Origin of the sequence: Thermocrinis ruber, assembly GCF_000512735.1 — a bacterium.
Lineage (GTDB): Bacteria > Aquificota > Aquificia > Aquificales > Aquificaceae > Thermocrinis > Thermocrinis ruber.
Genome location: NZ_CP007028.1, coordinates 879,994 through 906,780, shown reverse-complemented (window position 1 = coordinate 906,780; position 26,787 = coordinate 879,994). Strand labels below are relative to the sequence as shown.

The following is a 26,787-nucleotide window of genomic DNA, read 5'->3' as shown; positions in this document are numbered from 1 at the left end:
TTATTAAGTGCCCATAGGGGATTGAAACTATCTGAACAAGACATTCTGCCTGATGGTGCGGTGGGTTTATTAAGTACCTATAGGGGATTGAAACCAAACAGCACAAAAAAAAATATTTGGAGGCAATGACCGTTTATAAAGTGCCTATAGGGGATTGAAACGAACTTGTAGAGTCCGATCCAGCATCTTTACCTGAAGGTTTATTAAGTACCTAGTAGGGATTGAAACACATTCTGGAAAATTTGACTAAAATAATTTCCCGAAGTTTATCAAGTACCTAATGGGGGATTGAAACAACTTGATTCTCGCTTCAAGCTTATCAAGCCCGCTTGTTTATTAAGTGCCTACAGGGGATTGAAACTATGCAGGGAGCACAGTAGGTAGAGGGTCAAATTCGGTTTATTAAGTGCCTATAGGAGATTGAAACGTCAGGAGGTTAGCGTGATGAAAGTCTATGCCTTCATGTTTATTAAGTGCCTATAGGGGATTGAAACTAGCTTTTTTGCAGAGTTCTGCACCACTGCCTTGTATGTTTATCAAGTGCCTATTGGGGATTAAAACATCTTCAGAACTTGTAAATTTATAGAACGGCCTCAGCTGATTATTTGGCTAATATGTTAATAAACAAGCTTATCAACATATTAACAAATTAACAGGATTGCTATAAGGTAGATCACGCTGGATAAAGGCAACGATTAGGTATGCAGAGGTTTGCAAAAGCGAAGAACAAGAGGGTATAAGGCAGGTAGATGTAAGGGATTATTTTACTTGCTTACCTTTATGGCTACGCTATAGACCACAGATTTTTTAGGAAGTCTCAAATATGGAGGTAATTTCTCACCTGTTGTATCCGTATTTATTGGAGTGCTATAGGAAGAAAAGATTTCCATCTGTATCCTCTGGACCAATGCCGTGCAAGTTATACCATGCTATCCTATCCGCAAAAGCTACAGTGGCGGGCAACTTGTTCAGTGTAAAGGAAGAGAAGTTTAGAAGTGTAAGCCTCAGCACATCCTCTATAGCTTCATTTAAAGGATAATCACCATACAGGACTTTTATCCTCAAGGGAATATGGGTTCCAAACGATTCCTTAACCTCGTAAGTAGAAATAACCGCCTCTCGTTCAGAAAGCAAAATAGCACACCCTTTAGGAGGATTGCCCACTATATTGCTGTTTATCTGCAAAATCCTTGGAGTTCCAGACTTTATTATGCTTACTAAAGCAAAATTTTCTCTTCCAAATTGTTTACTAAAGACTTCCACATAAGCATTAAGCTCATCCACACCCATTCTTCCATCTCTATGAATGACAATGAATTTATCCTTGTATTTGTAAAGCATGTTAGCTAAACTCTTCACATAAGCCTTTTCTACCGCTTCTCCTCCAGCAGGAACATTAATATTCTTGTAAGTTATAGTTCCTCCATCAGAAGTATCCACGATGATAGCAGTGCCCACAGCATGTACGATACCCTTATTTGAACTCCTTGCCTTTCTTGAAAGGTCTATACCAACAAATACTTTGTTTGAAGAGTCCTTTAGAAAATATGGATAGTTTCCTGTTTTACCAAGTAAGCCGAGCATCAAATTACAGGCTACATACCTATCTCCTACATTTGTTCTGTAGTAGATAACCTGACTTTGAATATCAAACTCCAACAAATCACGTTTTATATCTAAGTAAAGTTCGTCATCAAGTTTTGAAGCATCGGTTAATACGAATAAGAAGGTATTTGAACCCTCTAAATCTCCTACGTGAGGTAATAAAGAAAACTCCTTCACATCTGTTGGAATAGGTATAGGAATAGGTTTTAAGCGATCTATGTAAAGACCAAGAGAAGAAACTCTTTTAAGCACAGTGTTTTCTATAATTCGTGCCCTATTTTCCAAATCTCTCAATGAGTTTCTGTTTGTGTATAAATACAGAAAACCCACAGAGATACGAGGATTTCTAATTATGGGCTTCCAGTCCTGAGTTTCTAAAACTTTCCTAACAGACCCGTTGATTTGATAGATTTTCCCAGGTCACCCAAAGTGTATAAAACTGCACTTATTTTGTGCAGTCGTCCCCTGACCTGGAAGGGAGGGACTACCCTTGCCAGCCACCCTTGCCCAATCCCCTGAAATCAAAACACGCTTCAAGGGAGAGTGGTCCCTACACCACTCAAGGCAAGTAGTGGCAAGCAAAACCGCAAGGGCTACGGAAAGAACTCGCCAGCTTTTTTGTAGGGACTTTGCCCTACCCCTCATCGGTTTCATCTCACGATTAACCGCTTGTTGGGTAGCTGGCTCACTCTTCCCGCTGTCCCGTGTATAGGAAAGCAATAACTCAAGATACTTCCTTAACCGCTTAACCCTCTCCTTGAGGGCGTTCCTCTTGTATTCGTTGGTCTCTCTCTTTAACTCACTCTTCAGCTTATTAATCCTCTCATCCACCTTAGCAATAGCATACGCCAAAAACTCCTTGTCCTTGAGTAGTTCCCTGTAATTCTTGGGAAGCCTTTCCTCAAACCCAAGCCCACGCCTGCCAATTACATAAGCACCCGCTACATCCTTGTCTATGCCTAACATGGGAGAATATTTAAGCTTGCCAATGATTGATGTATAGGCAGGATTGACCTTTATCAACTGAACTCCCATACTCCTTGCATAGACTTCAATTTTCTCTAAGACTGACCTATACGCCCATTTATGGAGTTTTCTCCTTAATTTAGCCAAACCGTCTCCTCTTCTGCCCTTAGGGACTTTTTGCAAATCTTCCACAACAATAGCCTTTCCATTTTCTAAAGCCCTCTCTACCACTTGCCTTGCTATATGCCATGCTATGTGTTCCCGCTGATTTTTGGTTTTGCCCTCCATCTCCCTTAAATCTATGCGTTCAAACTTTTCTAAATTCCCGTCCGTTGATACATAAGCTAAAGCTAAATGAAAGGGATAAGCGTTGATGTCTATACCTATAACTCCGTAAGCTTTAGTTATAACAGGTTCTACAGTCTTTTCTTCCCAACTGACTTGTGCGTAAAACTTGCCATTTCTCACCTTCAACCTCACGTTATACGCAAACCACTCACCTGATTTTTCCGCTTCCAAAAGTCTCCATGTAAAGTCAATCCATTTGTCTTTGTGTCTCTTTGCATTCCTTACAACCTTAGCCCATACATACTCACCGTTTCCTAAGTTAATCCTCAGATGCCATTGGTTATTCAAATTTACAAACCTAAGGTTTAGGTTTCCTTTGTGGAACTTTTCTCCTCTTGAGTAGAGGTAGCAATATCTCCTTTCTTCCCACCTTTGGCGTAGCTTTTCTCTACGTTTGCCTGTTAGATGTTTCTTCTTTAGCTTTTCAAACAACTCCCTTGAACCAAACACAAGCTTTTTGGGATTTTGACCTCTTTGCATGCAGGACTTTAGCACTTGCTTTGCTATTAAGACAGCGTCTTTCACATACCTTGCGTTTAGTTTATGCTTTTCTTGAGTTGCTTTTTCTATTTCTTTTTCTGCTACTCCCTCTAACAGTCTTTTGTATGCATATCTTGTTGCGGAAGAAAACCTGCGCATTAAAGCTAATACTTTTTCTTTCTCTTCTTCCTTTTCAAACTCCAGCATACATTCCAGAGTTATGTAGAGTTTATGGGCTTTTTCTTCGCTAAAGTTTTTGCTACCTGCTATACTTAGCACCATGCTATGCTAAGATTTTACACTTTTGAACGGAAAATGGCAACTGTTAGCCACCACCACCATCTACGACTTCAAAACTTGGTGCAATATACTCTATTTTTGTGTAAGGCTCCTCATCAAGGCCTATTGAATGCTCTCTCAACAGAGACGCCACCCTATCCCTAAACCTCTCAATAAGTTCCCATCGTTCCTTGGATTTAGGTCTTATTCGTTGCAACTCTTCTCTGTCTAAGTCTTCTATATACCGCACCTTTACTAAAGCGTTGGCGGGATACGTATATTCCCTTCCATCATCTTCATCAACTTCATCAAACACAACTATGGCTATATATCCATATCCACGCTGTTTAGCCTTCTCCAGTCCCTTTTCCCATCTATCCTTTGTTATTTCACTAGATCTTGGTAGCATTTCCTTCATCAGTTTTTCATATTCCTCCACACTTACCTTTCTGTACTCCTTTAATGTTGCTACGCTTCTACTAGGTGTGTAGTATTTCCCACCGATTTCTGGTTGTTCACCTCGTTCCAACTGCCTGTATAAGGTTTCTGGAAAGAATAGCATATACTTGAAGTCTATCCTTAGGTAAGCACGCTGGTCTATGAACTCTGTACCCAAAATATACTTTCTTGCTATTCCCTTGGATATACGCACCGTATCCTTCTTATAAATCATTAACAGGTTTGCAAAACTGTTTATGAATGTACTCCACGCCTGTGGACTACTAAAAAAGTACTCAGGATTAGAGGATTCCTTTTCTAAAACGTAGTAATCATCCTCAAAACTATCACCTATATCCACTAAAGATATTATTGTTTCCCTGTCGTAGAAAAAGGGTTTTTCATACTCTTTATACGTATAAAGCAAACGCCAGCACGCACTATTTAAGAGAAACCTTATATGCTTATTAGATGCAGTTTCTTTCTCCTTAAGTCTATAGGTCCACACCTGCAAAGGCTCGTTCTGGGTTAAACCAAACAAATTTGAAATTAATTCCCCCTTTGTCATAACTGTTTATTTTAGCGGGATAAGGTCCTTTGTTAGTGGTGCATCCCTTTGCCTTTGTTTTGTAAAGAACCAATTTAGCGGTCTAAGAGTCCCTTCTTCTTGAAAGATGCACAGACACAGGCAAACCTCTCTCGTCTACCGCAAGCCACAGGTAGTAAGTCCTATCCCTTGCTTTTATCTTTGTCTTATCCACATAGACCCAAACAGCGGTTGTGTATATTTGCCTGAAGAGCTTTTCCTACCGCATGGAACCATTCTCTGAGGGCTTCTCTATGCTTACTTTATAATCCCCGTGAAGTAGGAACTCCCTTATTGTTCTTAGAGAAAGTCCCTTAAAGTAGAAGAGCACAGCTTCTGATTTTAGGCTTACAGGAAACCTGTGCCACTTAAAAACTTTGCTTAGTATTTCTTCTATTACTTATATCGCCTCCATATTTCTAAGCGTATCAGAACTGCTTCAGGTCCTAACCATCAACCACCCCAGTCTATGGATGCCAAAAGTTGACATCTTCTCTGAGATAGAAACATTCTCTTCGTGCTTGAAATTTTTTCCACAAAAGGTAGAGAGCATACAGATAGAAAGGTTAGGAAAGGAAAAAGGCTACATATCTCCCTTGTGGGACCTTGCTTGGCATGACCTCTACTTACTTCAGCTGTTTTTTGAAAGTATTAGGATAGAAAAGCTTACTGTCAACAAAGTATGGGAACCTCACGGCAGAGCGGATGATGTACCTTTTTATATAAGGACTGCATGGCAGTATCCACAACCTACACGAAGATGGATCATGAATAGTGGTCAAGTAATACTTGATTTTGCAAGAGAAGAAGTGTGGGGAGAGAATAAGCTCATTCATATGGAAGAAAAAAGGGACAAGCTAAGACTCATGTCAGAAAGCTTTATAAAAGGAGGCTTTGACCAAAAAAGTAAAGAACGAGCTAAAAAGAACCTTATACTCTTGGAACACATCGAGCGCCTTCCTGCAACATCTTTTTGAGGGTTAGCCTATTGATACCAAGCGTCCTTGCTGTCTTTGAGTAGTTTCCCTTTAAAAGAGAAAAGGCTTCCCGCACAATGGCTTTGGAAAGCCTATCCATAAGAGTGTAATATATGTTTCTTTCTCCGCCTTCTATTAACCTTCTAACTTCTCTTCTTAGCGCATCCTCAAGGCTTTCAAGACTGTAATCTTCGTAATCTTGGGTTACAATATCAAGGTCTTCTTCTTGGAGAACAACCCCAGAGCAAGAGCTTACAGCCCTTGTAAGCGCATTTTCAAGCTCCCTCACATTGCCCGGCCAGTTGTAAGATAAAACTTTCTTTAAGAATCCCTCCGTGTAGCCTACTATTCTTTTACCTGTCTCCCGCGAGATATTCTGCAATATACAATCAACCAGCAAGGGTATATCATCCTTTCTCTCTCTAAGGGGTGGTATGTAGATCTCTACAGTGCTTATCCTATAGTAAAGGTCTTCTCTGAATTTACCCTCTTTTACTAGCCTTTTAAGATCCTTGTTGGTGGCACTTATCAATCTAAAATCACAGTGTATTTCTTTAGTGCTCCCAAGCCTCCTTACTTTTTTTTCTTGCAACACCCTTAAAAGTTTAGGCTGTAAGTGTAAAGGTAAGTCCCCTATCTCGTCTAAAAAGAGAACGCCCCCCTTGGCAGACTCTATAAGCCCTTCCTTGCTTGATATTGCTCCCGTAAAGGCACCCTTTTCGTATCCAAAAAGTTCCGCCTCAAGCAGTTCCGAGGGCACTGCAGAACAGTTTATCGCAACAAAAGGTCCGTTCCATCTTCTGGATGTCTTCCATAACGCCTTCGCAAAAACCTCCTTCCCGACGCCTGTTTCTCCGACAAAAAGAACGGGAACATCAAGGGAAGCGGCTTTACCTACCCTTAAAAGCACTTCCCTCATTTTACCTTCAGGATTTCCCACTATGGAACAGAGTTCTTTGCACAGCTCCCCGGAGATTTCCTCTTCTTGTCTGTGGATGTATATGATCCTTTGGACTTTCTGGGAACCGTCCAACCTTTGAAGTATCCTCCTTAACCTTTCCTCATCTATGGGTTTTCGCAGAACATCATAAAACCCGAGGCTTACAAGCTTTATTGTGTAGCCCGGAATACTTTTAGAGGTAATCGCCACCGGTATGTTTCCCCCCTCCTTCAGGTCTGGGAGACTTGAAACGCCCACCGTGTCTATATCCACAAGCACAACAGCCTTTTCCAATTCCTCTGGAAGCTCTTCAACCTTCTGAAAACCTTCAACTCTCAAGCTTGGGTCCTTAGTGTAGAGGAGTTTTTCCATGTTTATAAAATATACAACCTGCTTATACAATATACATGATATTGCTCATATGTTATACACCACCTCTTACGCATTCTGCGGTCTTCCCAACCTCAGCTTTTTGGCACGAAATTTGCAACATATTCATTCAAGGAGGTTGAAGCATGGAGAAAGAAATTTTGGAGATAAACCCCAGAGAGAGGCTAAAGGCAGAGAAACATCCTTTGGACATTCTCTCTGAACTTTCTGAGATCATAAAGAAGGGATACGAAGAGACGCCCGAGGAGGACCTTGTAAGGCTACAGTGGTATGGACTTTACCATGACAAGCCAAGAGTAGGATACTTTCTCCTTAGGGTTAAGGTGCCGGGCGGTATTCTATCCGCGAGGCATGTAGAGGTTCTTGGAGATTTAGCCTATAGGTTCAACGACTACGCAGAGCTAACCTTAAGGCAAGATATACAGCTTCACTATGTAAGGTTAGATGACCTTCCGGAGGTTTTTGATAGACTGAAAAGTGTGGAACTCTTTCCAGTAGGAGCTTGCGGTGATACCGTTAGGAATATTACCACATGCCCACTCTGTGGCGTGGAAAAGTATGAACTTTTTGATGTGATGGATAACATCCGCGAGCTTGAAGGATTTTTCCATAACCCAGAAAATAGAGAGTATTTCAACTTACCAAGAAAGTTTAAAATCACGATCTCCGCATGTCCTTACCATTGCAACATGCCAGAAATGCACGACCTTGCCTTTGTAGGAACAACTTTGGAGGGCACCGAAGGCTTTGCGGTATGGGTAGGAGGTGGTCTATCCTCTACACCAAGAATAGCGCGAAAGCTTGGTATCTTTGTGGAAAGGGATAAAGTGCTTGAAGTAGCTAAGGCGATAGTAGATATATGGAAGAATGACCCAGAAAACAGAAAATCCTTTGTGAAGGCAAGGTTCAAATACATGGTGGATAGGTTGGGCGTTGAAAGGATAAAGGAGATGCTTTTAGAGAGGCTCAGCTTTGTGCCAGCAGCCCTTGAACAAGAGCCAATACCTATAAAAAGATACTTCCACACAGGTTTAGGAGAACAAAAACAGAAAGGTTATTACTACTTGGGAATACCTATCCCCGCTGGAAGGATAAAGGGAAGCCAGCTCTTAAAGATCTCTGAGCTCATGGAAAAGTTTAACCTTTCCCTCAGGATCACCCAAAGACAGAACTTGGTGCTAACAGACATTCCAGAGGATAAGATTGAGACGGTAAAGGAGGAAATAAAAAGACTCGGCTTTAATCTTGATGTGAGCGAAGCCAGAGCCATATCGGTTGCTTGCACCAGTGATCCTTTCTGCAACTACTCGGTAGGTCCTTCTAAGGAGACACTTTTAGAACTTCTTGAATATCTTGAGAAGGAGCTGGGAAAGATAGAAGGCATAGCCATAGGCGTTGATGGGTGTCCCCATGCCTGTGCCCACCATTGGCTAAACGATATAGGTTTGCAAGCAACATACCTTAGACACCCAGACGGTTCTGTAGAGACCACTTACAACCTAGTCCTTAGAGGAGGGTACGGAAAGCATGCAAAGGTAGGAAAAATCATTGTCAAAAAAGTTCCCCTTGAAAAGTTAAAAGGCTACTTGAAAAACCTTATCCTTGCCTTTAGAAACTCGGGGTTTGAAGATTTTCACTCTTTTGTAAACTCCAAAAGTGATGAAGAGCTCATCAGTATAATGTCTGCCAAAGCTGTTGAGGATAGGAAGCTTGTTAAGATAACCATATTTGGTCCATTAACCCGCTTCTCTGGAGGGCTTGCTGAAATTGAAGTGAGCGCTCAAACTGTCCGTTCCGCCCTTGAATTTCTTGAGAAGGAGTTTGAAGGCTTTAGAGGGAAGCTCTTTGATGATCAAGGGCATCTAAAACCCTTTGTGAAGGTATTCCTTAACGAGGAAGATATCTCTTATCTGAAGGGACTTGATACAGAGCTAAAGGAGGGTGATCATATCATGCTATATCCCGCTCTCGCTGGAGGCTCACCCACTTTTGATGAACTTGAATTGCACGAGCTTGCTATAGAGTTTGAGGATAAGCCCCCACAGGAACTAATCTCATGGGCTATAGAAAACTTCCATCCCAAGCTTTACATAGCCTTCAGTGGTCAGGCGGAGGACATGGTGCTTTTGGACATGGCTTGGAGGATAAATCCAGAGGTTAGGGTTTTTACGGTGGATACAGGAAGATTACACGAAGAGACATACAGACTTATTCAGGAGATAGAAGAGAGGTATAACATAAAAGTGGAAATTTACTTTCCTTCAGCACAGGAAGTGGAAGAGCTGGTCAAAAGACACGGTATCAACTGCTTCTACAAATCCGTTGAACTTAGACACTTGTGCTGTCATATAAGAAAGGTAAGACCCTTATTGAGGGCTCTTTCTCAGGTAGACGCTTGGTTCACAGGGCTTAGGAGGGAACAATGGGCTAGCAGGCAGAATATTATGAAAATAGAGGTAGACCATGACCACGGACAGATAGTAAAGATTAATCCCCTTGCGGACTGGAGCGAAAGGCAGGTATGGGAGTATATAAAGAAAAACAACCTACCTTATAACAAGCTTTACGAGATGGGATACAGAAGCATAGGGTGCGAACCTTGCACAAGGCCAGTGGCACCTTATGAGGACCCAAGGGCTGGTAGGTGGTGGTGGGAAAAGGACGCTCCAAAAGAATGCGGTATGCACTGCAGTATAGAGACGGGAGGCTTTGAAAAGATAGCTGACAAACTGATAAAGGAGGACAAGGATGGCCATAAGAGTCTTTGAAAGAGTGGATGAAAAAAGCTTAATAAAAGAATTGACATTAAGGGGTTGGAAAGAGGGAAAATTCAATGGAAAACAAGCTATGTTTAAGGAATTTGAAGCATACCTTTGGGTCGCGGTAATGGAGGAGTGTCCATACTTTCTGTCTCTCCCAAAGGAGGAAAATTCCAGAGTGCATTCGGAGGGTATGAAAGAACTGATGAAAGAGGTAAAGGAACTTTCCCACAGGCTGGGCTTTTCGTTGCCTGTGAAGCCGGGAGGAGGGTATCATGTTTGAATATGTCGCGCTTGGCTTTTTCATAGCCTTTGCCATAGGATTAACTGGTGTCGGTGCTGGAACGCTTACCGCACCTCTTCTTATATTGCTTGGCTTAGACCCTGCAAAGGCTGTTGGTTCTGCCCTTGCCTTTTCTACGGCGGTGAAGTTTCCCGCAATGCTTACCCATGCGCTTTATAAAAATATTGACTATAAAACCCTTCTTCTCATGCTTTCGGGAGGAGTTCCTGGCACACTTTTGGGTTCTCTTTTTCTTAAACTGTTCCACGAACTCTTAGGATTAGACACCTCAGGATTAAAAAAGATCCTTCTCTTGATTATTGGGATCACCGTACTATTCTCTGTTCTTTTAAACCTCCTTATGGTTTGGAAAGGTCGGAGGTTTGACTTAACCAAGTATAAGTATCTTTTGCCCGTTGCTTGTTTCTTGATAGGCGTTGAAGTGGGTCTTACCTCCGCCGGCGCTGGAGCTTTGGGTATGGTATTGCTCTTATACTTTACAAAACTGAGCCCCGCAAAAGCGGTTGGTGTGGATATAGCGTTCGGTCTGGCCTGCTCCCTTGTAGGTGGTACTTCACACTTCCTACAGGGTCATACGGACACAGGGATCTTTATTCCCATGTCCTTGGGTGGTCTTGCCGGAGTGTTGCTTGGAACCCACTTAGCAAGAACATTAAACCCCAAACCCCTAAAAGTAGCTATATCAATACTGCTTGTTGTAATTGCCATAAACCTTATACAAAAGGGGTTGAGCTGATGGGTAAAGTGTACATAGTAGGTGCAGGACCTGGAGATGTGGAACTTTTAACCCTAAAGGCTTACAAACTCATAAAATCTGCGGATGTTATCCTTTATGATAGGCTCATAAACCAAGAGATATTGTCCCTTGCAAAGCCCGATTGTGAGCTCGTGTATGTAGGCAAAGAGGATGGGAAGCATACCGTAGAGCAGGAAAAGATAAACGAGCTCTTGCTCAGGTATGCCCACACTAAGGATATAGTGGTAAGGTTAAAAGGAGGAGACCCCTTTGTCTTTGGTAGAGGTGGAGAGGAAGCCCTCTTTTTGGCACAGCATTCTGTGGAGTTTGAAGTAGTGCCAGGTGTTAGCTCTGCCATAGCTGTGCCAGCCTGTGCAGGCATACCGTTGACCTTCAGAGGGCTCTCCTCCTCCTTCGCAGTCATTACAGGGCATGAGGACCCAAGAAAAGAACGCTCGGACATAGATTGGGAAAGTCTGAAAGGTATAAACACCCTTGTCTTCCTGATGGCAGTAAAAAACAGGCGGGAGATAGCCAAAAAGCTCATAGAGGTAGGAAGGAACCCAAAAGAGCCTGTAGCCTTTATAGAGAGGGGAACTACCCACGAAGAAAGGACTGTAATAAGCAATCTTTTGGAAGTTTCCCAGAGTCCTCCAGAAGTTAGCCCGCCCGCGGTTATGGTGGTGGGCAAGGTGGTAAAGCTTAGAGAGATACTTAAAAAAACTATTGAGGAGGTTCTGGTATGATACTACCACACGGTGGAGAGTTAATTAACAGAGTAGTTCCCGAAAGGGAAAAGCTAAAGATCATTGAAGATGTAAAAAAGCTTCCGAGCCTTCAGGTAGATACAGACAGTCTCCTTGACATTGAGAACATAGCAGTGGGGACTTTTTCACCCTTAAAGGGTTTTATGACTAAGGAAGAGCTCCTTAGCGTAGCACACAACATGACTCTACCGAACGGAATTGTATGGACCATCCCTATACTCCTTCAGCTTAGAGAGGAGCCAAAGATAGGTGGAAGGATAGCTATAAAGGATGGTAAAGGCCAGGTTAAAGCGGTGATGGATGTAAAAGAGGTGTATAAGATAGACCTGAAGAAAATAGCCAAGTTAGTTTGGGGAACAGAGAGCGATGAGCATCCGGGAGTAAGACTCTTTTACTCCAAGGGTGAATGGGCTGTAGGCGGTGAAGTGTGGCTTTTGGAAAAAACTAATTTTCCTTTTAGAGAATGGCTTTTGGAGCCGGAGGAGACAAGAAAGGTGTTTGAATACAGAGGATGGAAGACTGTGGTTGGTTTTCAGACAAGAAACGCACCACACAGGGCACATGAGTATTTACAAAGAATAGGTCTTGAAGTTGCGGACGGGCTATTTATAAACCCAGTATTAGGATGGAGGAAGTCTGATGATTTTGACCCACAAACGGTCCTTGTAGCTTACGAACATCTTATAAACAACTACTATCCCAGACACAGGGTATTGCTTTCAGGACTTGCCACAGCAATGAGATACGCCGGACCCAGAGAAGCGGTATTTCACGCCATAATAAGGAAGAACTTTGGTTGCACACACTTTATAGTGGGAAGGGATCACGCAGGTGTAGGAGACTTTTACGACCCTTATGATGCACATAGGATATTTGATAGATTGCCTTCATCCATAGATATAGAGATAATAAAAGTCTCTGCTGTTTTTTATTGCAAGGAGTGTGGATGCATGGCCTCTGAGAAAAGTTGTGGGCATGACGAAAGCAAAAGGATATATGTTAGCATGACCAAGATAAGAAACATGCTTAGAGAAGGTAAAACTCCACCTGAGGAGATGATAAGGAAAGACATAGCAGAGCTTCTTATGGAAAGGGTGGAGGTACAAAACTTGACGAATATTCATTCATAATTTAAAATTAACCCATGGAGTATTTTGATGTAGTAATCATAGGTAGTGGTCCGGGTGGTTATATGAGCGCTAAGCTTCTCCTTGAGAAAGGTAAAAGGGTAGCTCTTATAGAGAGGTCTGTTTTTGGTGGAGTGTGTCTCAACGCTGGCTGTATCCCAAAGGAGGGGCTTTATGAACTTGCCATTAGAGAGAGCAAACCTCGGTGGAGGGTTGCGGTTCAAAGGATTCAGGGAAAAGTCGCAGAGATAAGGAATATGGCACTAAAGTCTTTGCTTTCTAAGGGACTAACATACATAGAAGGTGATGCTGAACTTATTGACGAAAAGGTAGTAAAAGTTGGAAATAGAAGACTAACCGCTCAATATGTGATCCTTGCCTGTGGCTCAAGACCGAGGGAGGTTGGGATATCTCCAGAAGACCTACTTAGGGGCTGGGTCATTCCTAAGCATAGTGTATGTGTTGTAGGTGGAGGTGCTACTGGCTGTGAGCTTGCCTTTATACTGCGTTCCTTTGGTTTTAAGGTGTTCCTAGTAAGAAAAGACACTGTTTTAAAGGGTTACGAAAACATCCCAGAAGAATTTGCTCAGAAGTTGGAAGATGAGTTAGAGAGGTGTGGTGTAAAGTTAGTGGAAGAGATGGAAGACACAAATGCAGACCTGACTATAAGAGCAACAGGAAGGATACCTAACTTTTGTCAGGAAAGGTTTCCCTTTATAGCTGTAAATGAATGCGGGTATGTAAGGGTTGATGAGTTTTTAGAAACAAGTCTTGAAGGAGTGTTTGCGGCAGGAGACATAGTACCCCCAATGGGTGCTGGCTATGCCTTTGAAAAAGCGAGGGTAGTAGTCCATAACATACTTTACGGTAAGGAAAAAGTCTTTGATCCAAAGAGGGTGCCAGTAATTTTTTCTTCTGCTCATCAGATAGGCTTTGTAGGAAGCATAAGAGATGCTAAGGTATTTGCAACAAAACCTCTGAGTATAAACCCTAAGGCATATGTTACAGAAAAGAACGGAGTTATAAGGTTAGGATTTGATGATGGCGGAAGGCTTGTTTATTGTTGTGTGATAGGCAAAGATGTAAGTGAAATACTTAACCTATGTGCTACCTTTTTAGGCAAAGAATTAGAAGAACAACCCTTTGCCCACCCTTCTTATGGGGAAATAATGAACGAAATACTGTCAATAAAGCAGGAGGTGTGTAAATGAGGGATCCAGAGGTTCTTTCCAAGGTGCGTGTATTTCTCAGAGAAGAAGGGGTAATAATTCCCAAAGGTCCTATAAAGGAGTTTTACTCCCAGCTTATGAAACTTTCAGGCTTTGGCATAGGTGGTTTGCTTACTTTCTCTGGTAAAAAGGCGGGAAAAATGGCAGGTACATACATAAGAAGCATAGTGGGAGAGAAACACCCTTTGTGTATGCCACTAAGCGGTGCTTTGGCAGGAGTGTTTGAGGAGATCACAGGCAGAGAGTGGGAATGCAAGGAGCTTGAGTGCAAAGCTCAAGGTAAAAAACTATGCGTTTTTGAGGTAAAGCTCAAGCGTTAAAACTGTAAAGGACCACTCTGTTGTTTCCAGTATCTGCTATAAGCAGAAGATTCTCTGTAGAAAAAACCGCATAAGGCCAGCACAGAGTGTCTTTATAAACTCCTTCCCAACGGTTTTCTCCACACTCGGAAAAATCTTTTTGCCCTAGTACAGCTATAGGTTTTCGTTCTTCAAAGATAAGGACCCTGTTGTTTGAGGTGTCTGCAACAAAAAGTAAGCGATGGTTTGCACTTACGCCATAAGGTAGGTTCAAATTGAACCGTCCACATCCCTCTCCATGACCCAAGTAAAAGTCAGCCTGCTGTGCACACCTGAGTGAGTTCCTAAAGGCATAAACCTTGCTTACTCCTGTACCCGCATCTGCCACAAAGAAGTATTCATCCTTTTTGCAGATAGCATGTGGCCAGCTGAAGCCTTCGTATATATCATCTGGGTCTTGCATGCTATCTGGTATGCCTTTCCATTTAAGGATACGCCTGTTGCCTGTGTCACAAACATAAAGATAACCTTCACTGTAGTATACACCAAAGCACCAAAAGAACAGATTTCTATCTACCTGTTTAAGATTAGGTTGGCCTATTACATGGTCAGGTTTTGAAAAACTCTCTTCAGGTACCCTATCCCATAGGAGTATCCTATGATTCCATGCATCCGCTACAAAAAGTTTACCTTCATCTGATACAAACACACCAGTAGGCATAAAAAGACCTCTTTCCGTATCACCCCCTGCATTAGGATGATCAGAGTAAAAGTCCCTCTGACCGAGCACCACATCCGCTGGCTGGTTCTGTTTTGGCAAACCCTTCCATATTAATACCCTATGGTTACCTGTATCCGCTACTATTAAAGTATTATCCTTCAGAAACACACCTCTAGGACCGTAAAGGGTACAAGGTGAAGCCTTTGCGTCTGGTACTTGCAGACTAAACTCAGAACTTGCTCCTATAACGCTTAAAAACTCTACCTTCATTCTACCTTTAGCCACACATATCCATTTTCTATCCTCGTATACACAGGAACTAACTGTACATGGTTAGCGGTAAGACACTCACCAGAAGTTATACTGTACTCAAAGTTATGCCAAGGACATATTAAGATACCTTCTTTTGTAAGCTCTCCATCGTGAAGGGGAAGGCCTTGATGTGCACAAGAGTTTCTGTATGCGTAAATCTTTCCTTTCCAAAGTACTAGTATTACATCAATCTTTTCGTGCAAAAACCTGTATACATGCCCCTCTTTTAGCTCACTAACATTAAAAGCCTTTATATAATCTTCTTTTTTTTGAGAAAACTCAATAAAGGCTTCGACAGGTGTATCCTTTGCAAGCTCTACCCTCTCAATGTATGGAACAAAGGATTGGACTGCTTCAAGTATGGTCTGTTGTAGAGTGAAAGAAACTTGTGAACAACCAGTGCATGCCCCCTTTAACCTTACATAAAGTACCTTGTCCTTCAGATCTACAAACTCTACATCTCCTCCGTGAGACCTTATATAGGGTTTTATGAGCTCAAGCGCTTTAATTGCCTTAATCCTGTCATCTTCTCTAATTAAACCATGCTTTAGGAAAAGACTATAGACCTCCGGCTCTTTCACAGCTTTTAAGAGTAGCTCCTTACCTGTAGGATCTTCTTTCATGAACCTGACAAGTTTAACTAAGGCTATTTTTGTGAACTCCTCAATACTCTTTACAAGTTCGCCCACTATCTCTCTTTTTTCATCTTCAAAATCCCTCACCTTTTTAAAAAGTTCGTCTATCCTCTCTGCCAACTTTTCAAAGCTAAGCTCCTCCGTCATGGCGAGCCCCCATAAGCGTGTGTATCTCTTCTAATATTTCCCTTATGCCAACCATCTCCTCTTCCATCCCGTACTTATTGAAAATATCAAAGGCCTCCATAAGATGTTTTTTCGCTTCTGATAGCTTACCTAAGTGTGCCAAAGCGTTGCCCATGTTAGCTAAAGCGCGCGCGTAGCCTATTTCATCTTTAACCTCCTTGCGATAGTTTAGCACCTCCCGGTATAGCTCAATGGCTTTCAGAAGATTTTTTGAAGGATTAGCTGTGGGTAAATACTGTAGTGCATTAGCATAGTTCATGGTGGTGCTTGCCCATTCCTTAGGATACTTTTCTTTGGTAAACACTTTAAGTGCATTTTTAAGGCACTGCACTCCGTAGGCTAACCTAACTTGATCCTCAATATCGCTTACATTAGTGGATAGGTAAGCTAGCCCCATATTGTTGTTTATTAAAGCGTACATGTAAGGATCCCTGTCCAAGGTAAAGAAGTTAAGAGCTTCCCAATAATGTTTTATGGCCTCTTGTAGGTTTCCCATAGAAGAGTAAGCGTTTCCCAAATTAAAGTGAACATCCCCCTTCAGAAAGTCTGCACCACTTCCGGATAATCTTTCGCTTAGTTCTTCAAGAAGTGCTATTGTAGCGTAATTTACACCCCTGTGTTCCATAAGGAGTTTTACCTTTTTGAGAAGAATATTTGTAGAAAAAACAGGAGAAACATCCTTAACAAGTTTCAGCGCACTTTCAAGCATAAGGAGAGCATCCTCTATTTTACCTTTTTTTTCAAGCGTTTGGGCTTTTTTATACAATATTAGGGCATTTATGTCTTCTCTACCCACATCTCTTACATCAAAATCTTCAGAAAACACCACATCAAGGAGGTAAGCCAGAGTATAGTCCTTTACCACTTGTTTCTGTCCAGTAAGCAGAGACAAGTTATAGTTTTTTACATCTTCTTCCTGAATGTTTGAAAGGCTTTGGAAAGCTAATTCCCAGTTTCCATCCTTTACTGCTGAAAGGATCTCCCATTCAGGTGGTAGTTTTTCAAACTTCAGTATGAGAATAGAGTCCACATACTCCTTCCACCTATCCCAGTAAGGAAGTATAAGGAAATCAAAGGGAAAGGGAAAGATACCTACGGGTTGAGGGAAAACCTCTTTCCAGTTCATTAACAACATCCTCCCAAGCCATCATTAGGGTAGGGAAGATCTCTATTCGCACACCTTTTTATGTAGTTTGCTGCTATCTGAGCCTTTTCCTTAGTGAAGTACCTTCCCACTTCGTACCTTACGGAAGAATCTTTAAAAAGGACTTCTATAAAAACACTCCATTGCCCATCTTTTTCCTCTACAAAGGTTTCTGCAAGAAGTGCTTTTTCCTTAAACATGATAACCACCTCCTTCAGAGAAGAGATACTACTAGTCCCTTCTCTTCACTATTCCACACTGCCTTTTTCTTGCCAAAAGGTATGCCGGGAGGGAGTAGCTCCCACACAAGGACAGCTCTATCACCACTTTTATTTATCCTCTTGAACAGCAAGCCACCTTGCACATCTGTAGGCAGAGGAAATATGGTGAATTGCATACCTTTTGGAACTACTATAACACTCATGCAATTGCTAAAATAAGTTTCTGCTACTGCTGCTGGGACTAAAAGGTATCCATCTTCCCTGAGTTCTACCTCAAAAACACCACCTCCCTCTATGTTGTGTTCTTTCATTATGTACTCTGCAAGCTCTTTCATGGCGTTTTCTACCTCCTCAGACAAAGTCTCGCCTATTTCAAAATTCTTACCCTCAATGAGGTACACACTTATACTCTTTGGATAGTTTCCATTCAAAAGGTATTTGGCTAAAGCTATTGCGTGGTACCACTTTATTGAATGTAGGTTAGCTTCTTCTTGAGAAGGTAATTCCTCAACATCTTCAGCAGGAACTCTAAAAACTGTGCCTGGTTTTTCTCCTGTGTAGCAAGCGTCTACTATCACCACCTCATCAGCACCTTCCATATGAAAGATTACATCTATACCAGATGTTCCACCATCTACAAGTTTTACATGCGGGGGAAGCCCGCGCTCCCACAGGTATCTTATGAGGCGCGGACCTACCCCATCATCACCGCGTATAGGATTTCCACAGCCCACTATAACTATTTTTCTCATTTGAAAGTACCGAGTTTGTATCTTGCTATCTCTTTACCACGCTTTCTGTCATAAACATGAACAGTGCAGACAAGACATGAGTCAAAGCTTCTAGCCACATGAGCCACCTCTATGGGGTCTTCGGGGTTCTTTATTGGAGCACCTACAATAGCCTTCTCTATTGGACCCATCTGTCCCTTGGAGTCCCTAGGTCCTATGTTCCACGCGGTGGGGGTAACTATTTGATAGTTCTTTATTTTACCGTTCTCTATCACTATCCAGTCCTGCAAAGCTCCTCTTGCTGCTTCTGTACCTCCGTATCCTTTGCCTTCAGGTAGTTCTTTAGGCTTTTTATAAAACCTATCATCTTTAAAGTCCACCTTGGCAAGCCATTCTTTTACCCACTTGTAGTACTTTACAGCTTCGTGCATCCTTGCAAGGACTCTTACCATAACGCTCGGTCCTATCTTGCTGACTATGTTCTTAAATAGTGGATCTATGGCGTGTTCTAGGCGTCCTGCTGCTGGACATGCCAATTTTGCTTCTTCATAGCCTGCAACTACCTGTCTTGCCAAAGGTCCGGCTTCTAAGGGCACTGGCTTACCATCTATTAGGTACCTTGGGGCTTTTGCCCATGAATACTTACCTTGACGCTTTGCTACCTCTGGGTCAAGGGGCACTGTTTCACCTTCCCAAGGATGTAGCAGAGAAGAACCTTCATAATAAGAATGTGTAACATCCTCCCTTATGTTCATTTGGTCAAACACATAGTATTTACCGTTATAAACCACACCGGAAGGTGACTGTAAGGCTTGGTTCCTTCCTTCAATGGTAGAGAGACAGGGTAAAACTCTGGATCTATATAGGTACCGCATGCTATAAAAGCATTTACACCTGCACCGTACTTATCAAGACCGTTTTCCAAACAGAACCTTATAAACAGTCCACAATCTGAGTTTCTATGGCTTTCACTCTCGTCAAGCCAATTGAGTATGTCATCCCATGTCTTATTCTCTAACCATCTGTCTACAGAACAACCAAGCCATACCTTTTCAAGCCACTCAGTTCTGTATCTTTCAAGAAGAGCGTAAGCCCGCGTTATATGATCAAGCTGAGGCGCACACATTACACCACCAGGAACCATAAAGCTTGAGTGAGGCCACTGACCACCAAACATGGCGTACACCTTTACGGGAAGTGCAGATATCTCAAGCCCTATCTTATACGAGGTTCCCACGAAAGGCGCCCAGCGTTTTACAACTTCATCGTAAAGCTTGCTCTTGGCATAGTTTTTATTTACGAAATCTATAGCAAATATAGCATAGAACCACCTGGGAACAGATTGAAGTGTCTCACAAGCTTGGGCTATATTCCTTATATGCCATGCGTTGGGGGGGACCTCCGTCCTCCAAGCTGTGTCTAAAGCCTGACATGCTTTATAAAGGTGGCTTCCTCCGCATATACCGCACACCCTTGGTGTAACTATAAGTCCTGCGAGAGGATCCTTTCCTCTAAGGATAATCTCAAAACCCCTGAACATGACCGCCTCTACTTGAACATCTACAACGTGTCCGTCCTCTACGAACACGTCTGCTCTCACATCACCCTCTAGCCTGGCTAGAGGGTCTATAACTAAGTGTTGCTTAGTAGCCATGGCACACACCTCCTTAATTTTTTTTCAAACTACAAACATATCTTCAGTAGCCCACTTGGGTGCAGCTATCCTTGCAGTTACCGCATGAAGCATGTAAGTGAATTTATCAGCTTCGTATACTGATTCTTTTGGTATAACTCCAGCAACCTTCTGTGTCTTGAATATGGTTCCGGGTGCCAGGTCAAACCACGGGAAGGCAAATTCTGTACAACCTATGCATGGATGCCCTGACCGCTGTTTTGAGCTAACACCGTTCCAGAGTATTCTATTACAAGGTGCGTGTGTAAGTGGTCCTCTGCACCCAAGCTCGTAAAAAAGACAACCCTTCCTTGTGCCTTGTCCAAACTCTTCCGCAGAGATCTTCCACTCGTGAAATTGAACTCTGGTGCATCCTGTTTGAGAAAAAGTCTTAAAGAATGTAAGGGGTCTTTGGTATTCGTCTAACTGTATGTCCTTAGCTCTTCCTACAGCTAAAGCAACTAGCACTTGCGTTATCCAATCGTAATGTGCAGGGCATCCGGGTATATTTATTACAGGTAGTCCCCCACGAGACACAAAGTGTTCTCCCAAGAAACCGCCCTTCTTTGTTTTGTGAAACTGGAGCCCGGTAGATTCTGTAGGATTAGGTGGTACAGCAGGTATGTTTCCTTGGCAAGCGCAGTTCCCAACAGCCACTACATACTTTGCCACATGGGCAAGGTCATATACCCAATCCTTCATAGGTCTTCCGGCGAACATGTTATACCTACCAGTGCCATTGGGACCCAGTACCACTGTGCCTTCAAAGACAAAAATGTCTAAGGGAATTTTCTCCGCCAGTATGTCCCTCAAAAGTGCCTGCACCTGATTACCCATCTCAAGCCCTGCAGATGGATGCCAGAGGATCTCTATGCCGAAATCAGTAACCAGGTCGCAGACAGAAGGATACTCAGCGTTTAAAAAAGACATGGTGTTACCATTGCAAGCACCACCGTGTAGCCAAAGCAGTGTAGCCATGATACATACCTCCAAATCATTTTTAAGAAAAAAAATACCCATCTACCAAATGAATGTCCATTCAATTTACTTATACCCTCTATAAGGAAAACTTATAGACAGCGAACGATTGTTTGTATATATTTGTAAGAAAAATGGATTAAGGAGGTTAGCCATGAGCTATCACGAACCTACGCTTTTGGAAGGTTTAACAGTAGGTGAAGCAAAAGAACAGCTCAGCCAACTTATAGACAAGCTTGAGATGGTCAATTTTCTACTTTCCTCCCTTGAGGAGTTAATACAAAGAATACCATTCATTCTTGAATCTATAAGTTCTGAGGTTATTCGTTTTAGAGAGAAGTTTAGAGAGTCGGAAGACGGTATTAAAGGTGTGGTCGAGCTTGTTTACAACCTTATGGAATTTCTCGAAAAAGAGAATGTTGCCTCCTTTCTGAACGGGGTGCTTGAAGCTTACAAAGAGGTCAAGGAACATGATTATAGGACAAGCATCACGGGTATAGTAAGAGCTATGACAGACCCAGATGTACAAAGAGCCTTGGCTTTTGTACTTCTTGCCCTTAAAAAGATGGGATCTTCTATGAGGTGAGGGCATGAACAATCGCTATGTCTTTTTGAGAAGACCAGAAGATGAACTTGTGGAAGCGTACTTTAAGAAAGAAGAAAATATAAGGCATCTTACTACTTTCCTAAACAGCATGGATGCGCTCGCGTATTTTGCAGAGATACTACACGTATATGTGGAAGCGAGAGAAGATCTGAGAGTATACATACATGAAACTAATAGGGAAGAGAGAGAAAAGTCTGTAAAGGCTGGAGCAGAGAAATTAGACTTTCTAGTTAAGGAACTTGTAGGCACCCTTGAGCTTGGTAATCTTGCAGACTTTGCAAGGGCTAACTACGAAGCTTACCAATACACAAAGAAAAATCCTAAGAAGGTTGGATTACTTGGCATTTATAGAGAGCTAAGGGATCCAGATGTACAACTCGCCTTAGGTTTTGTATTTACGCTTTTAAAACAAGTTGCTCAGCTTTTCAATGGTAAAGAATAAGCAAAAACTTATAATGGGTTTTTAGAGTATTAGTTAATTGGGTTGTAAAAGAGCATAACAGGGTGGAGGATTATGCAAATTTTCAAGCCAAAGGCTTTATAATCTCCTTTTAATACGTCGGGTGAGAAATTACCCCCATATTTGAGACTTCCTGAAAAAGCTACGAGCCTATAGCGTAGCCATAAAGGTAGGCAAGTAAGGTAATCCCCTTCCTCCACCTGCTTACTCGGTTGAAAAGCTTTATCTGAGAATTTACACCCTCTACCACCTGCCTTATACTATTTTGTTCCTTGCTTTTGCAAACCTCTACATACTCACAACCCCTGTATCCCCTGTCTCCCATAAGCCCAAAACTATCCACTAAAAACCTAAGCCACTTACTCTTTCTATACCTTATCCTCAAAGACCTCAACTCATGATAGCTCGCAGGATGAAACCACAGGTCATACACCATCCCTTCACTATCGCAAACTACCATAACCAAAACGCCATAATACATCTCCTCAAACCTTACCTTCTCTTTGTAATGCTCACTATAAAGGTTTCTCTTTTTCTTGCCCCAAAAGGCTTTACCAGAAAATCGCTTTATCCTTTGTGTCCTTGCCCTGTTTAGGTTTGCTACCTCAAGAATAGTTCCACCCACTATAAGCTTTACCTTTTTTTTCCAAGCAGCAGTTTAGCAAACAAAATGCTAAGAATTCTTCTGTTTCTGTATTCTTTCAAAAGTCTATACACTTTTTGGGTTCTTGTTTTTCGGAAGAGATGATAGGACTTGATATTGGGGTCAATCAAGGATTTAGCCAATGTGAAGACTGGAGTGTTTGTGATATAGGATAGGATGAACAAGGCACAGAGTTGGAGGTCAGAGACTTTAGGAGGTCTGCCTGCCCTTTTCTTTTCCTGATCAACTCCAAGGTAGGAGGTTATGGACTTTAAGACCATTTGGTATAAACTATAGATGTGATTTTTCATGTTATTGCCTCTTTGGTGGGTGTAGTATAAATTATAAGAAATATAAAAATGAATAACTATTCGGAGGTAAACCATGTGTAAAGAATGCGGGTGTGGTGAGGAAAACCACAGAGCAGACAGGAAAGTAGTTCAGGCTTTAACCAAGGTCCTTGACGCAAACGATAGACAAGCTCAGGAAAATAGAGAACACTTTGAAAAGCATGGAGTTTATGCCATAAACCTTATGAGCTCTCCGGGTGCGGGAAAGACAAGTTTGATAGAAGCTACAGTAGAAGCTCTTAAAGATCAGGTAAGAATAGGAGTTATAGAAGGGGACCTTGAAACAGACCTGGATGCACAGCGCATAAAAAATAAAGGAGCTCCAGCTTATCAAATAACCACCGGGGGTGCTTGTCATTTGGATGCCTTTATGGTTCATGAGGGAATTCACAACCTACCTTTGGAAAATTTGGACATTGTGTTTATAGAAAACGTGGGAAACTTGGTATGTCCTGCCTCCTATGATGTAGGTGCCCACATGAATGTGGTCCTTCTGGCAGTTACAGAGGGGGATGACAAGCCTGAGAAATATCCCGTAATGTTTAGGAACGCAGACCTACTTGTTATAACAAAAACAGACCTCTTACCCTATGTGGATTTTTCCATAGAGAGGGCGGTAAAGTCCGCAAGAAAAATAAAGCCAAACATAGATTTTATAGCCCTCTCCTGTAAAACTAAGGAAGGTTTAGAAGATTGGCTTGAGTATATAAAGCTTAAGGTTAGAATTGCTAAGAAGAGCTTTATGGCATGAAGCTCGTTTGGGTTCATGGAATAACCTGCTGTGGAAACACACATTCTTTCCTGAATTACGAGTATTTAGATAGTCTTTTGAAAAAGATAGACATCCTTTATCATCCATCCCTTTCCGTCGAAGAAGGTAATGTCCTTGATGCTATACTAGAGGAAAAAATAAAGCTGGATGTGTTGATAGTGGAAGGAGCGGTTTCTAAGGAAGATGAAAAGATAAAAAAACTTTGTCATTTGGCAGACTTTGTTATAGCAGTGGGTAACTGTGCGTGCTACGGGAATATACCAGCCCTTACAAAGGCTGATGTTGGCGGTTTGCAGTTTAGGTTCAAGATTAAAGGCGGTTTGCTCGGAGAGGATTTTGTGAGCAGAGGAGGGTATCCGGTTATAAACCTGTCGGGATGCCCAGCCCATCCCGATTGGATTGTTGGTGTTTTGCTCTCTCTATACAATGGAGAAAAACTTGAATTGGATCAGTGGAACAGACCTAAGACTTTTTACTCATCCTTAACCCATTGGGGATGCACAAGAAACGAATACTTTGAATGGAAAATCGAAATGGAAAAGTTAGGTTCAAAAAAGGGATGTCTTTTCTACTACTTTGGCTGTAGGGGACCTATGACATATTCTTCCTGCAATAGGATCCTTTGGAACGGCGTCAATTCAAAGACAAGGGCAGGAACTCCGTGCTTTGGATGCACTGAGTTTGACTTTCCTAGAATAGGGCTGTTTGAGACAAAGCTGTTTGCTGGTTTGCCTGTGGAACTCCCTATTGGTGTTTCAAAACGAGGTTACATAATGCTTGCAGGAATTGCAAAAACCTTTGCTCCCGAGAGGCTAAAACTTGAGGATTGAAAAGAAAGTTCTTTTGAGAGTTGAGGGACATGCCCAGTTAGAATTGGAATGGAGGGATGGCGTAATAGTAGATGCAAGGGTTCGTGCATTAGGTTCAAGGGGAATAGAGAAAGTTTTAGAAGAAAGGCCCTTAATGGACGCCATGGTTATAACTCCAAGGGTCTGCGGAATATGTGGTCATGCCCATCTGATGGCAAGCGTCAAAGCGGTAGAAAATTTGCTGGGTTGGGTTGAAATACCCGAAAAAGCCAAAATAGTGCGCGAAATAACCCTTTCCCTGGAAAGGATACAAAATCACATCAAGTGGTTCTATCTTTTTTTGATGCCTGATTTTATTAGGCTTGGAGAAAATTTGCCAGACCTTGAACCTTATCGCGGTTTAACATGGAAAAGGGCTATTCACGTATCTTCTGAGGTGGCGAAGGCTATCGCCCTCTTTTCAGGGCAATGGCCCCACTCCTCTTACGCGGTTCCCGGCGGAATAACGTCCCATCCCGACAATTATCAGGTTAATTTAGCCCTCCAGATTATAGGAAAGGTTAAAGACTTTTTCTTGGAAAAAATGGTGGGCATGAAAAGGGATGAATATGAAAAAATAGAAAAATTGGGACTTTGGGAGAGATTGAAAGGAGACATAGGCACCTTTATAGAGCTAACCCTTGAGCACGGTTTAGACAACAAGGGTAAAAGCTACAACAGAATGCTAACTTCTGACTATGTTATACCTTTTCCTTCCGAGAAGAAAATCTTACCAATTGAATACAGCAAAATACAGGTTCATTCCAACAGTCTATATTCGGAAACTAGCATAGTCAGATACAAAGGACTTCCTTATGAGACGGGACCGTTGGCAAGGATGTGTCTTGCAGAAAACCAGATAGTAAAAAGGCTTTTTAGAAATTATGGTTCAACCTTTTTAAGTAGAGTGTTGGCAAGGGTTTTGGAAATATGGAAACTGCTACTTGAAGTAGAGAAGCATCTAAACAGCCTTTTGTCTATAATAGATGAACCTTCCTGTGTGGATTTAATAGACAAGGTTAATAAGTTGAGCGGAGAGAGTATAGGCGTCGTAGAAGCATCAAGGGGAACGCTAATACATAAGGTAAAAGCGGAAAAAGGTAGGATCGTAAAATACAGAATAGTAACTCCTTCCATGTGGAACATAGGACCAAGGTGCAAGAAATTCTTAGGAGTTGCAGAAAAGGCTATGTTAGGCATTGATAATCCTATACATGCAGAGATGGTGCTAAAAAGCTTTGATGTGTGTTCTGTATGCACGGTTAGGTAGGAGGTGTGTTATGGAAAGGGTACTTCTTTTGCATGGCGGAGGAGGAGAGGGCACTTGGAAACTTATCAGGAAAGTTTTCCTAAAGTACTTTGATAACCAATATTTGAGTAAATTGGAAGACGCCGCCATACTTGAGTTAAACGGCAAAGTGGCCTATACCACCGACGGATTTACCGTAAAGCCCATATTTTTTAAGGGAGGAAACATAGGGAAGTTGGCGATAGCAGGAACAGTCAATGACCTTGTGGTTATGGGTGCAAAACCTCTTTACTTGTCAGTTAGCTTTGTAATAGAGGAAGGATTCCCTTTGATGACTTTGGAAAAAATAGTCCAAAGCATGAAAGAGGAAGCCCAGAAAACTGGTGTAGTAGTGGTGGCAGGAGATACTAAGGTGGTTCCAAAAGGAAATTTGGACGGTATATTCATAAGCACATCCGGTATAGGAAAGGTAATATATGAAGGGCTATCCGCATCAAACGTTAAGCCGGGCGACATAATAATAGCTTCGGGAAGTTTGGGTGACCATGGAGCCTGTATATTAGCGGAGAGAGAGGGCTTTGACATAGAAATAGAAAGTGATTGTGCAAGCTTATGGGATTTGGTGAAGAATGTTCTTTCTGTTGGGGCGGAAATTCATGCAATGAGGGACCCCACAAGAGGCGGACTTTCTGCAGTACTGCACGAGTGGGCAAGCTCTTCAAAGGTCTCCTTTGTGATAGAAGAGGAAAACATACCTGTAAAAGAGCCCGTTCGTGGGCTCTGTGAATTTTTGGGCTTAGAGCCTTACCATTTAGCTTGTGAAGGTAGAGTAATAATAGCGGTTAAGGAAGAGGACGCGGAAAAAGTCTTACAAGCCCTTAAAGAGCATCCCCTGGGAAGGGACAGTGCTATTATCGGTAGGGCAGTGCCCGTTGAAAAAAGACCAGAGGTTCTGTTAAAAACAGCCTACAACACACTCAGACATTTGGAACCTCCAACGGGAGAGCTTTTGCCGAGGATTTGTTAAC

Annotated in this window: 29 protein-coding genes; 14 read left to right on the top strand and 15 right to left on the bottom strand. The window is 42.2% G+C overall.

The window, feature by feature from the left end:
* Positions 1-867 precede the first annotated feature (867 nt).
* The 4 genes from THERU_RS04915 to THERU_RS08565 all read right to left on the bottom strand — a co-directional run bounded on the left by THERU_RS04915 (position 868) and on the right by THERU_RS08565 (position 4,877).
* Entirely contained in the window at positions 868-1,899 is a 1,032-nt protein-coding gene (locus THERU_RS04915) for a Piwi domain-containing protein (protein WP_025306166.1), read from the bottom strand.
* Between the two features lie 126 nt (positions 1,900-2,025).
* The gene (locus tag THERU_RS04910) at positions 2,026-3,681 is read right to left on the bottom strand and encodes an IS200/IS605 family accessory protein TnpB-related protein (protein WP_051402152.1); all 1,656 of its coding nucleotides are present in this window, start codon (positions 3,679-3,681) and stop codon (positions 2,026-2,028) included.
* 43 nt (positions 3,682-3,724) lie between these two features.
* Positions 3,725-4,543: a hypothetical protein gene (locus THERU_RS04905; RefSeq protein WP_156916201.1), complete on the bottom strand. Its 819-nt coding sequence runs from the start codon at positions 4,541-4,543 to the stop codon at positions 3,725-3,727.
* A 223-nt stretch (positions 4,544-4,766) separates the two neighbouring features.
* Entirely contained in the window at positions 4,767-4,877 is a 111-nt protein-coding gene (locus tag THERU_RS08565; protein WP_169727092.1) for a DDE-type integrase/transposase/recombinase, read from the bottom strand.
* Positions 4,878-5,175: 298 nt separating this feature from the next.
* Between THERU_RS08565 and THERU_RS04900 the strand changes: the two genes are divergently transcribed.
* Positions 5,176-5,679 (top strand): hypothetical protein, encoded by a 504-nt coding sequence (locus THERU_RS04900; RefSeq protein ID WP_025306163.1) that lies wholly within the window; start codon positions 5,176-5,178, stop codon positions 5,677-5,679.
* Here the strand turns inward: THERU_RS04900 and THERU_RS04895 are convergent.
* Complete coding sequence (locus THERU_RS04895) at positions 5,633-6,991, bottom strand: sigma-54-dependent transcriptional regulator (RefSeq protein WP_025306162.1); 1,359 nt, start codon at positions 6,989-6,991, stop codon at positions 5,633-5,635. The two genes, THERU_RS04900 and THERU_RS04895, sit on opposite strands and share 47 nt — an antisense overlap.
* Positions 6,992-7,134: 143 nt before the next feature.
* Between THERU_RS04895 and THERU_RS04890 the strand changes: the two genes are divergently transcribed.
* The 7 genes from THERU_RS04890 to THERU_RS04860 are packed head-to-tail and all read left to right on the top strand — an operon-like array spanning position 7,135 to position 14,251.
* A complete protein-coding gene (locus THERU_RS04890; protein ID WP_038532140.1) occupies positions 7,135-9,777 on the top strand; it encodes a phosphoadenylyl-sulfate reductase in 2,643 nt (880 codons plus the stop codon).
* Positions 9,758-10,051, top strand: coding sequence for a hypothetical protein (locus THERU_RS04885; RefSeq protein WP_025306161.1), 294 nt, complete (start codon positions 9,758-9,760; stop codon positions 10,049-10,051). Before THERU_RS04890 ends, THERU_RS04885 begins: the two co-directional genes overlap by 20 nt.
* Entirely contained in the window at positions 10,044-10,808 is a 765-nt protein-coding gene (locus tag THERU_RS04880) for a sulfite exporter TauE/SafE family protein (RefSeq protein ID WP_025306160.1), read from the top strand. Before THERU_RS04885 ends, THERU_RS04880 begins: the two co-directional genes overlap by 8 nt.
* Positions 10,808-11,554: a uroporphyrinogen-III C-methyltransferase gene (cobA, locus tag THERU_RS04875; RefSeq protein ID WP_025306159.1), complete on the top strand. Its 747-nt coding sequence runs from the start codon at positions 10,808-10,810 to the stop codon at positions 11,552-11,554. Before THERU_RS04880 ends, cobA begins: the two co-directional genes overlap by 1 nt.
* Positions 11,551-12,705 carry a sulfate adenylyltransferase gene (gene sat, locus THERU_RS04870; protein ID WP_025306158.1) on the top strand — a complete coding sequence of 385 codons (1,155 nt, stop codon included), beginning with the start codon at positions 11,551-11,553 and terminating at the stop codon, positions 12,703-12,705. Before cobA ends, sat begins: the two co-directional genes overlap by 4 nt.
* Positions 12,706-12,719: 14 nt before the next feature.
* Complete coding sequence (locus THERU_RS04865) at positions 12,720-13,913, top strand: FAD-dependent oxidoreductase (RefSeq protein ID WP_025306157.1); 1,194 nt, start codon at positions 12,720-12,722, stop codon at positions 13,911-13,913.
* A complete protein-coding gene (locus THERU_RS04860; protein WP_025306156.1) occupies positions 13,910-14,251 on the top strand; it encodes a V4R domain-containing protein in 342 nt (113 codons plus the stop codon). The genes THERU_RS04865 and THERU_RS04860 overlap by 4 nt, the downstream gene beginning before the upstream one ends.
* Here THERU_RS04860 and THERU_RS04855 read toward each other — a convergent pair.
* Genes THERU_RS04855 through THERU_RS04825 form a run of 8 tightly spaced genes read right to left on the bottom strand, consistent with a single transcriptional unit; the run spans position 14,241 to position 20,830 of the window.
* Positions 14,241-15,236 (bottom strand): NHL repeat-containing protein, encoded by a 996-nt coding sequence (locus THERU_RS04855; RefSeq protein ID WP_245565799.1) that lies wholly within the window; start codon positions 15,234-15,236, stop codon positions 14,241-14,243. The two genes, THERU_RS04860 and THERU_RS04855, sit on opposite strands and share 11 nt — an antisense overlap.
* Entirely contained in the window at positions 15,218-16,018 is an 801-nt protein-coding gene (locus tag THERU_RS04850) for a NifU family protein (protein WP_245565798.1), read from the bottom strand. The genes THERU_RS04855 and THERU_RS04850 overlap by 19 nt, the downstream gene beginning before the upstream one ends.
* A gap of 10 nt (positions 16,019-16,028) precedes the next feature.
* Positions 16,029-17,210: a tetratricopeptide repeat protein gene (locus tag THERU_RS04845; RefSeq protein ID WP_025306153.1), complete on the bottom strand. Its 1,182-nt coding sequence runs from the start codon at positions 17,208-17,210 to the stop codon at positions 16,029-16,031.
* Positions 17,210-17,428 (bottom strand): hypothetical protein, encoded by a 219-nt coding sequence (locus tag THERU_RS04840; protein WP_025306152.1) that lies wholly within the window; start codon positions 17,426-17,428, stop codon positions 17,210-17,212. Before THERU_RS04840 ends, THERU_RS04845 begins: the two co-directional genes overlap by 1 nt.
* Positions 17,429-17,442: 14 nt before the next feature.
* Positions 17,443-18,201: a hydrogenase maturation protease gene (locus tag THERU_RS04835; RefSeq protein WP_025306151.1), complete on the bottom strand. Its 759-nt coding sequence runs from the start codon at positions 18,199-18,201 to the stop codon at positions 17,443-17,445.
* Complete coding sequence (locus THERU_RS08820; protein WP_245565797.1) at positions 18,198-18,935, bottom strand: nickel-dependent hydrogenase large subunit; 738 nt, start codon at positions 18,933-18,935, stop codon at positions 18,198-18,200. Before THERU_RS08820 ends, THERU_RS04835 begins: the two co-directional genes overlap by 4 nt.
* Complete coding sequence (locus tag THERU_RS08815; protein ID WP_245565796.1) at positions 18,932-19,834, bottom strand: nickel-dependent hydrogenase large subunit; 903 nt, start codon at positions 19,832-19,834, stop codon at positions 18,932-18,934. Before THERU_RS08815 ends, THERU_RS08820 begins: the two co-directional genes overlap by 4 nt.
* Before the next feature lie 24 nt (positions 19,835-19,858).
* The gene (locus tag THERU_RS04825; protein WP_025306150.1) at positions 19,859-20,830 is read right to left on the bottom strand and encodes an NADH-quinone oxidoreductase subunit B family protein; all 972 of its coding nucleotides are present in this window, start codon (positions 20,828-20,830) and stop codon (positions 19,859-19,861) included.
* A 154-nt stretch (positions 20,831-20,984) separates the two neighbouring features.
* On the opposite strand from THERU_RS04825, the gene THERU_RS04820 reads away from it, so the two are divergent.
* Both THERU_RS04820 and THERU_RS04815 read left to right on the top strand, forming a co-directional pair.
* Complete coding sequence (locus tag THERU_RS04820; RefSeq protein ID WP_025306149.1) at positions 20,985-21,416, top strand: DUF1641 domain-containing protein; 432 nt, start codon at positions 20,985-20,987, stop codon at positions 21,414-21,416.
* A gap of 4 nt (positions 21,417-21,420) precedes the next feature.
* A complete protein-coding gene (locus tag THERU_RS04815; RefSeq protein ID WP_025306148.1) occupies positions 21,421-21,879 on the top strand; it encodes a helical membrane plugin domain-containing protein in 459 nt (152 codons plus the stop codon).
* A gap of 160 nt (positions 21,880-22,039) precedes the next feature.
* Here the strand turns inward: THERU_RS04815 and THERU_RS04810 are convergent, their stop codons facing one another.
* Together THERU_RS04810 and THERU_RS08600 are read right to left on the bottom strand one after the other, a co-directional pair.
* Positions 22,040-22,522, bottom strand: a complete 483-nt coding sequence (locus THERU_RS04810; RefSeq protein ID WP_025306147.1) for a hypothetical protein — start codon at positions 22,520-22,522, stop codon at positions 22,040-22,042.
* Positions 22,523-22,530: 8 nt separating this feature from the next.
* On the bottom strand, positions 22,531-22,851 hold the full coding sequence (locus tag THERU_RS08600; RefSeq protein ID WP_025306146.1) for a hypothetical protein: 321 nt from the start codon (positions 22,849-22,851) through the stop codon (positions 22,531-22,533).
* Between the two features lie 73 nt (positions 22,852-22,924).
* On the opposite strand from THERU_RS08600, the gene hypB reads away from it, so the two are divergent.
* The 4 genes from hypB to hypE are packed head-to-tail and all read left to right on the top strand — an operon-like array spanning position 22,925 to position 26,786.
* Positions 22,925-23,641, top strand: coding sequence for a hydrogenase nickel incorporation protein HypB (gene hypB / locus THERU_RS04800; protein WP_025306145.1), 717 nt, complete (start codon positions 22,925-22,927; stop codon positions 23,639-23,641).
* Positions 23,638-24,492: an NADH-quinone oxidoreductase subunit B family protein gene (locus THERU_RS04795; protein WP_025306144.1), complete on the top strand. Its 855-nt coding sequence runs from the start codon at positions 23,638-23,640 to the stop codon at positions 24,490-24,492. The genes hypB and THERU_RS04795 overlap by 4 nt, the downstream gene beginning before the upstream one ends.
* A complete protein-coding gene (locus tag THERU_RS04790; RefSeq protein WP_025306143.1) occupies positions 24,482-25,780 on the top strand; it encodes a nickel-dependent hydrogenase large subunit in 1,299 nt (432 codons plus the stop codon). Before THERU_RS04795 ends, THERU_RS04790 begins: the two co-directional genes overlap by 11 nt.
* A gap of 10 nt (positions 25,781-25,790) precedes the next feature.
* Entirely contained in the window at positions 25,791-26,786 is a 996-nt protein-coding gene (gene hypE, locus THERU_RS04785; protein ID WP_025306142.1) for a hydrogenase expression/formation protein HypE, read from the top strand.
* Position 26,787: the final 1 nt, after the last annotated feature.

Coding starts and splice junctions, on each gene's coding strand:
- THERU_RS04845 (WP_025306153.1), bottom strand. CDS start 17,210: ATGAACTGGAAAGAGGTTTTCCCTCAACCCGTAGGTATCTTTCCCTTT.
- THERU_RS04900 (WP_025306163.1), top strand. CDS start 5,176: ATGCCAAAAGTTGACATCTTCTCTGAGATAGAAACATTCTCTTCGTGC.
- THERU_RS08820 (WP_245565797.1), bottom strand. CDS start 18,935: ATGAACATAAGGGAGGATGTTACACATTCTTATTATGAAGGTTCTTCT.
- THERU_RS04835 (WP_025306151.1), bottom strand. CDS start 18,201: ATGAGAAAAATAGTTATAGTGGGCTGTGGAAATCCTATACGCGGTGAT.
- THERU_RS04795 (WP_025306144.1), top strand. CDS start 23,638: ATGAAGCTCGTTTGGGTTCATGGAATAACCTGCTGTGGAAACACACAT.
- THERU_RS08600 (WP_025306146.1), bottom strand. CDS start 22,851: ATGAAAAATCACATCTATAGTTTATACCAAATGGTCTTAAAGTCCATA.
- THERU_RS04880 (WP_025306160.1), top strand. CDS start 10,044: ATGTTTGAATATGTCGCGCTTGGCTTTTTCATAGCCTTTGCCATAGGA.
- THERU_RS04865 (WP_025306157.1), top strand. CDS start 12,720: ATGGAGTATTTTGATGTAGTAATCATAGGTAGTGGTCCGGGTGGTTAT.
- hypB (WP_025306145.1), top strand. CDS start 22,925: ATGTGTAAAGAATGCGGGTGTGGTGAGGAAAACCACAGAGCAGACAGG.
- THERU_RS04825 (WP_025306150.1), bottom strand. CDS start 20,830: ATGGCTACACTGCTTTGGCTACACGGTGGTGCTTGCAATGGTAACACC.
- THERU_RS04910 (WP_051402152.1), bottom strand. CDS start 3,681: ATGGTGCTAAGTATAGCAGGTAGCAAAAACTTTAGCGAAGAAAAAGCC.
- THERU_RS04860 (WP_025306156.1), top strand. CDS start 13,910: ATGAGGGATCCAGAGGTTCTTTCCAAGGTGCGTGTATTTCTCAGAGAA.
- cobA (WP_025306159.1), top strand. CDS start 10,808: ATGGGTAAAGTGTACATAGTAGGTGCAGGACCTGGAGATGTGGAACTT.
- THERU_RS04815 (WP_025306148.1), top strand. CDS start 21,421: ATGAACAATCGCTATGTCTTTTTGAGAAGACCAGAAGATGAACTTGTG.
- THERU_RS04890 (WP_038532140.1), top strand. CDS start 7,135: ATGGAGAAAGAAATTTTGGAGATAAACCCCAGAGAGAGGCTAAAGGCA.
- sat (WP_025306158.1), top strand. CDS start 11,551: ATGATACTACCACACGGTGGAGAGTTAATTAACAGAGTAGTTCCCGAA.
- hypE (WP_025306142.1), top strand. CDS start 25,791: ATGGAAAGGGTACTTCTTTTGCATGGCGGAGGAGGAGAGGGCACTTGG.
- THERU_RS04895 (WP_025306162.1), bottom strand. CDS start 6,991: ATGGAAAAACTCCTCTACACTAAGGACCCAAGCTTGAGAGTTGAAGGT.
- THERU_RS04820 (WP_025306149.1), top strand. CDS start 20,985: ATGAGCTATCACGAACCTACGCTTTTGGAAGGTTTAACAGTAGGTGAA.
- THERU_RS08815 (WP_245565796.1), bottom strand. CDS start 19,834: ATGGCTACTAAGCAACACTTAGTTATAGACCCTCTAGCCAGGCTAGAG.
- THERU_RS04840 (WP_025306152.1), bottom strand. CDS start 17,428: ATGTTTAAGGAAAAAGCACTTCTTGCAGAAACCTTTGTAGAGGAAAAA.
- THERU_RS04885 (WP_025306161.1), top strand. CDS start 9,758: ATGGCCATAAGAGTCTTTGAAAGAGTGGATGAAAAAAGCTTAATAAAA.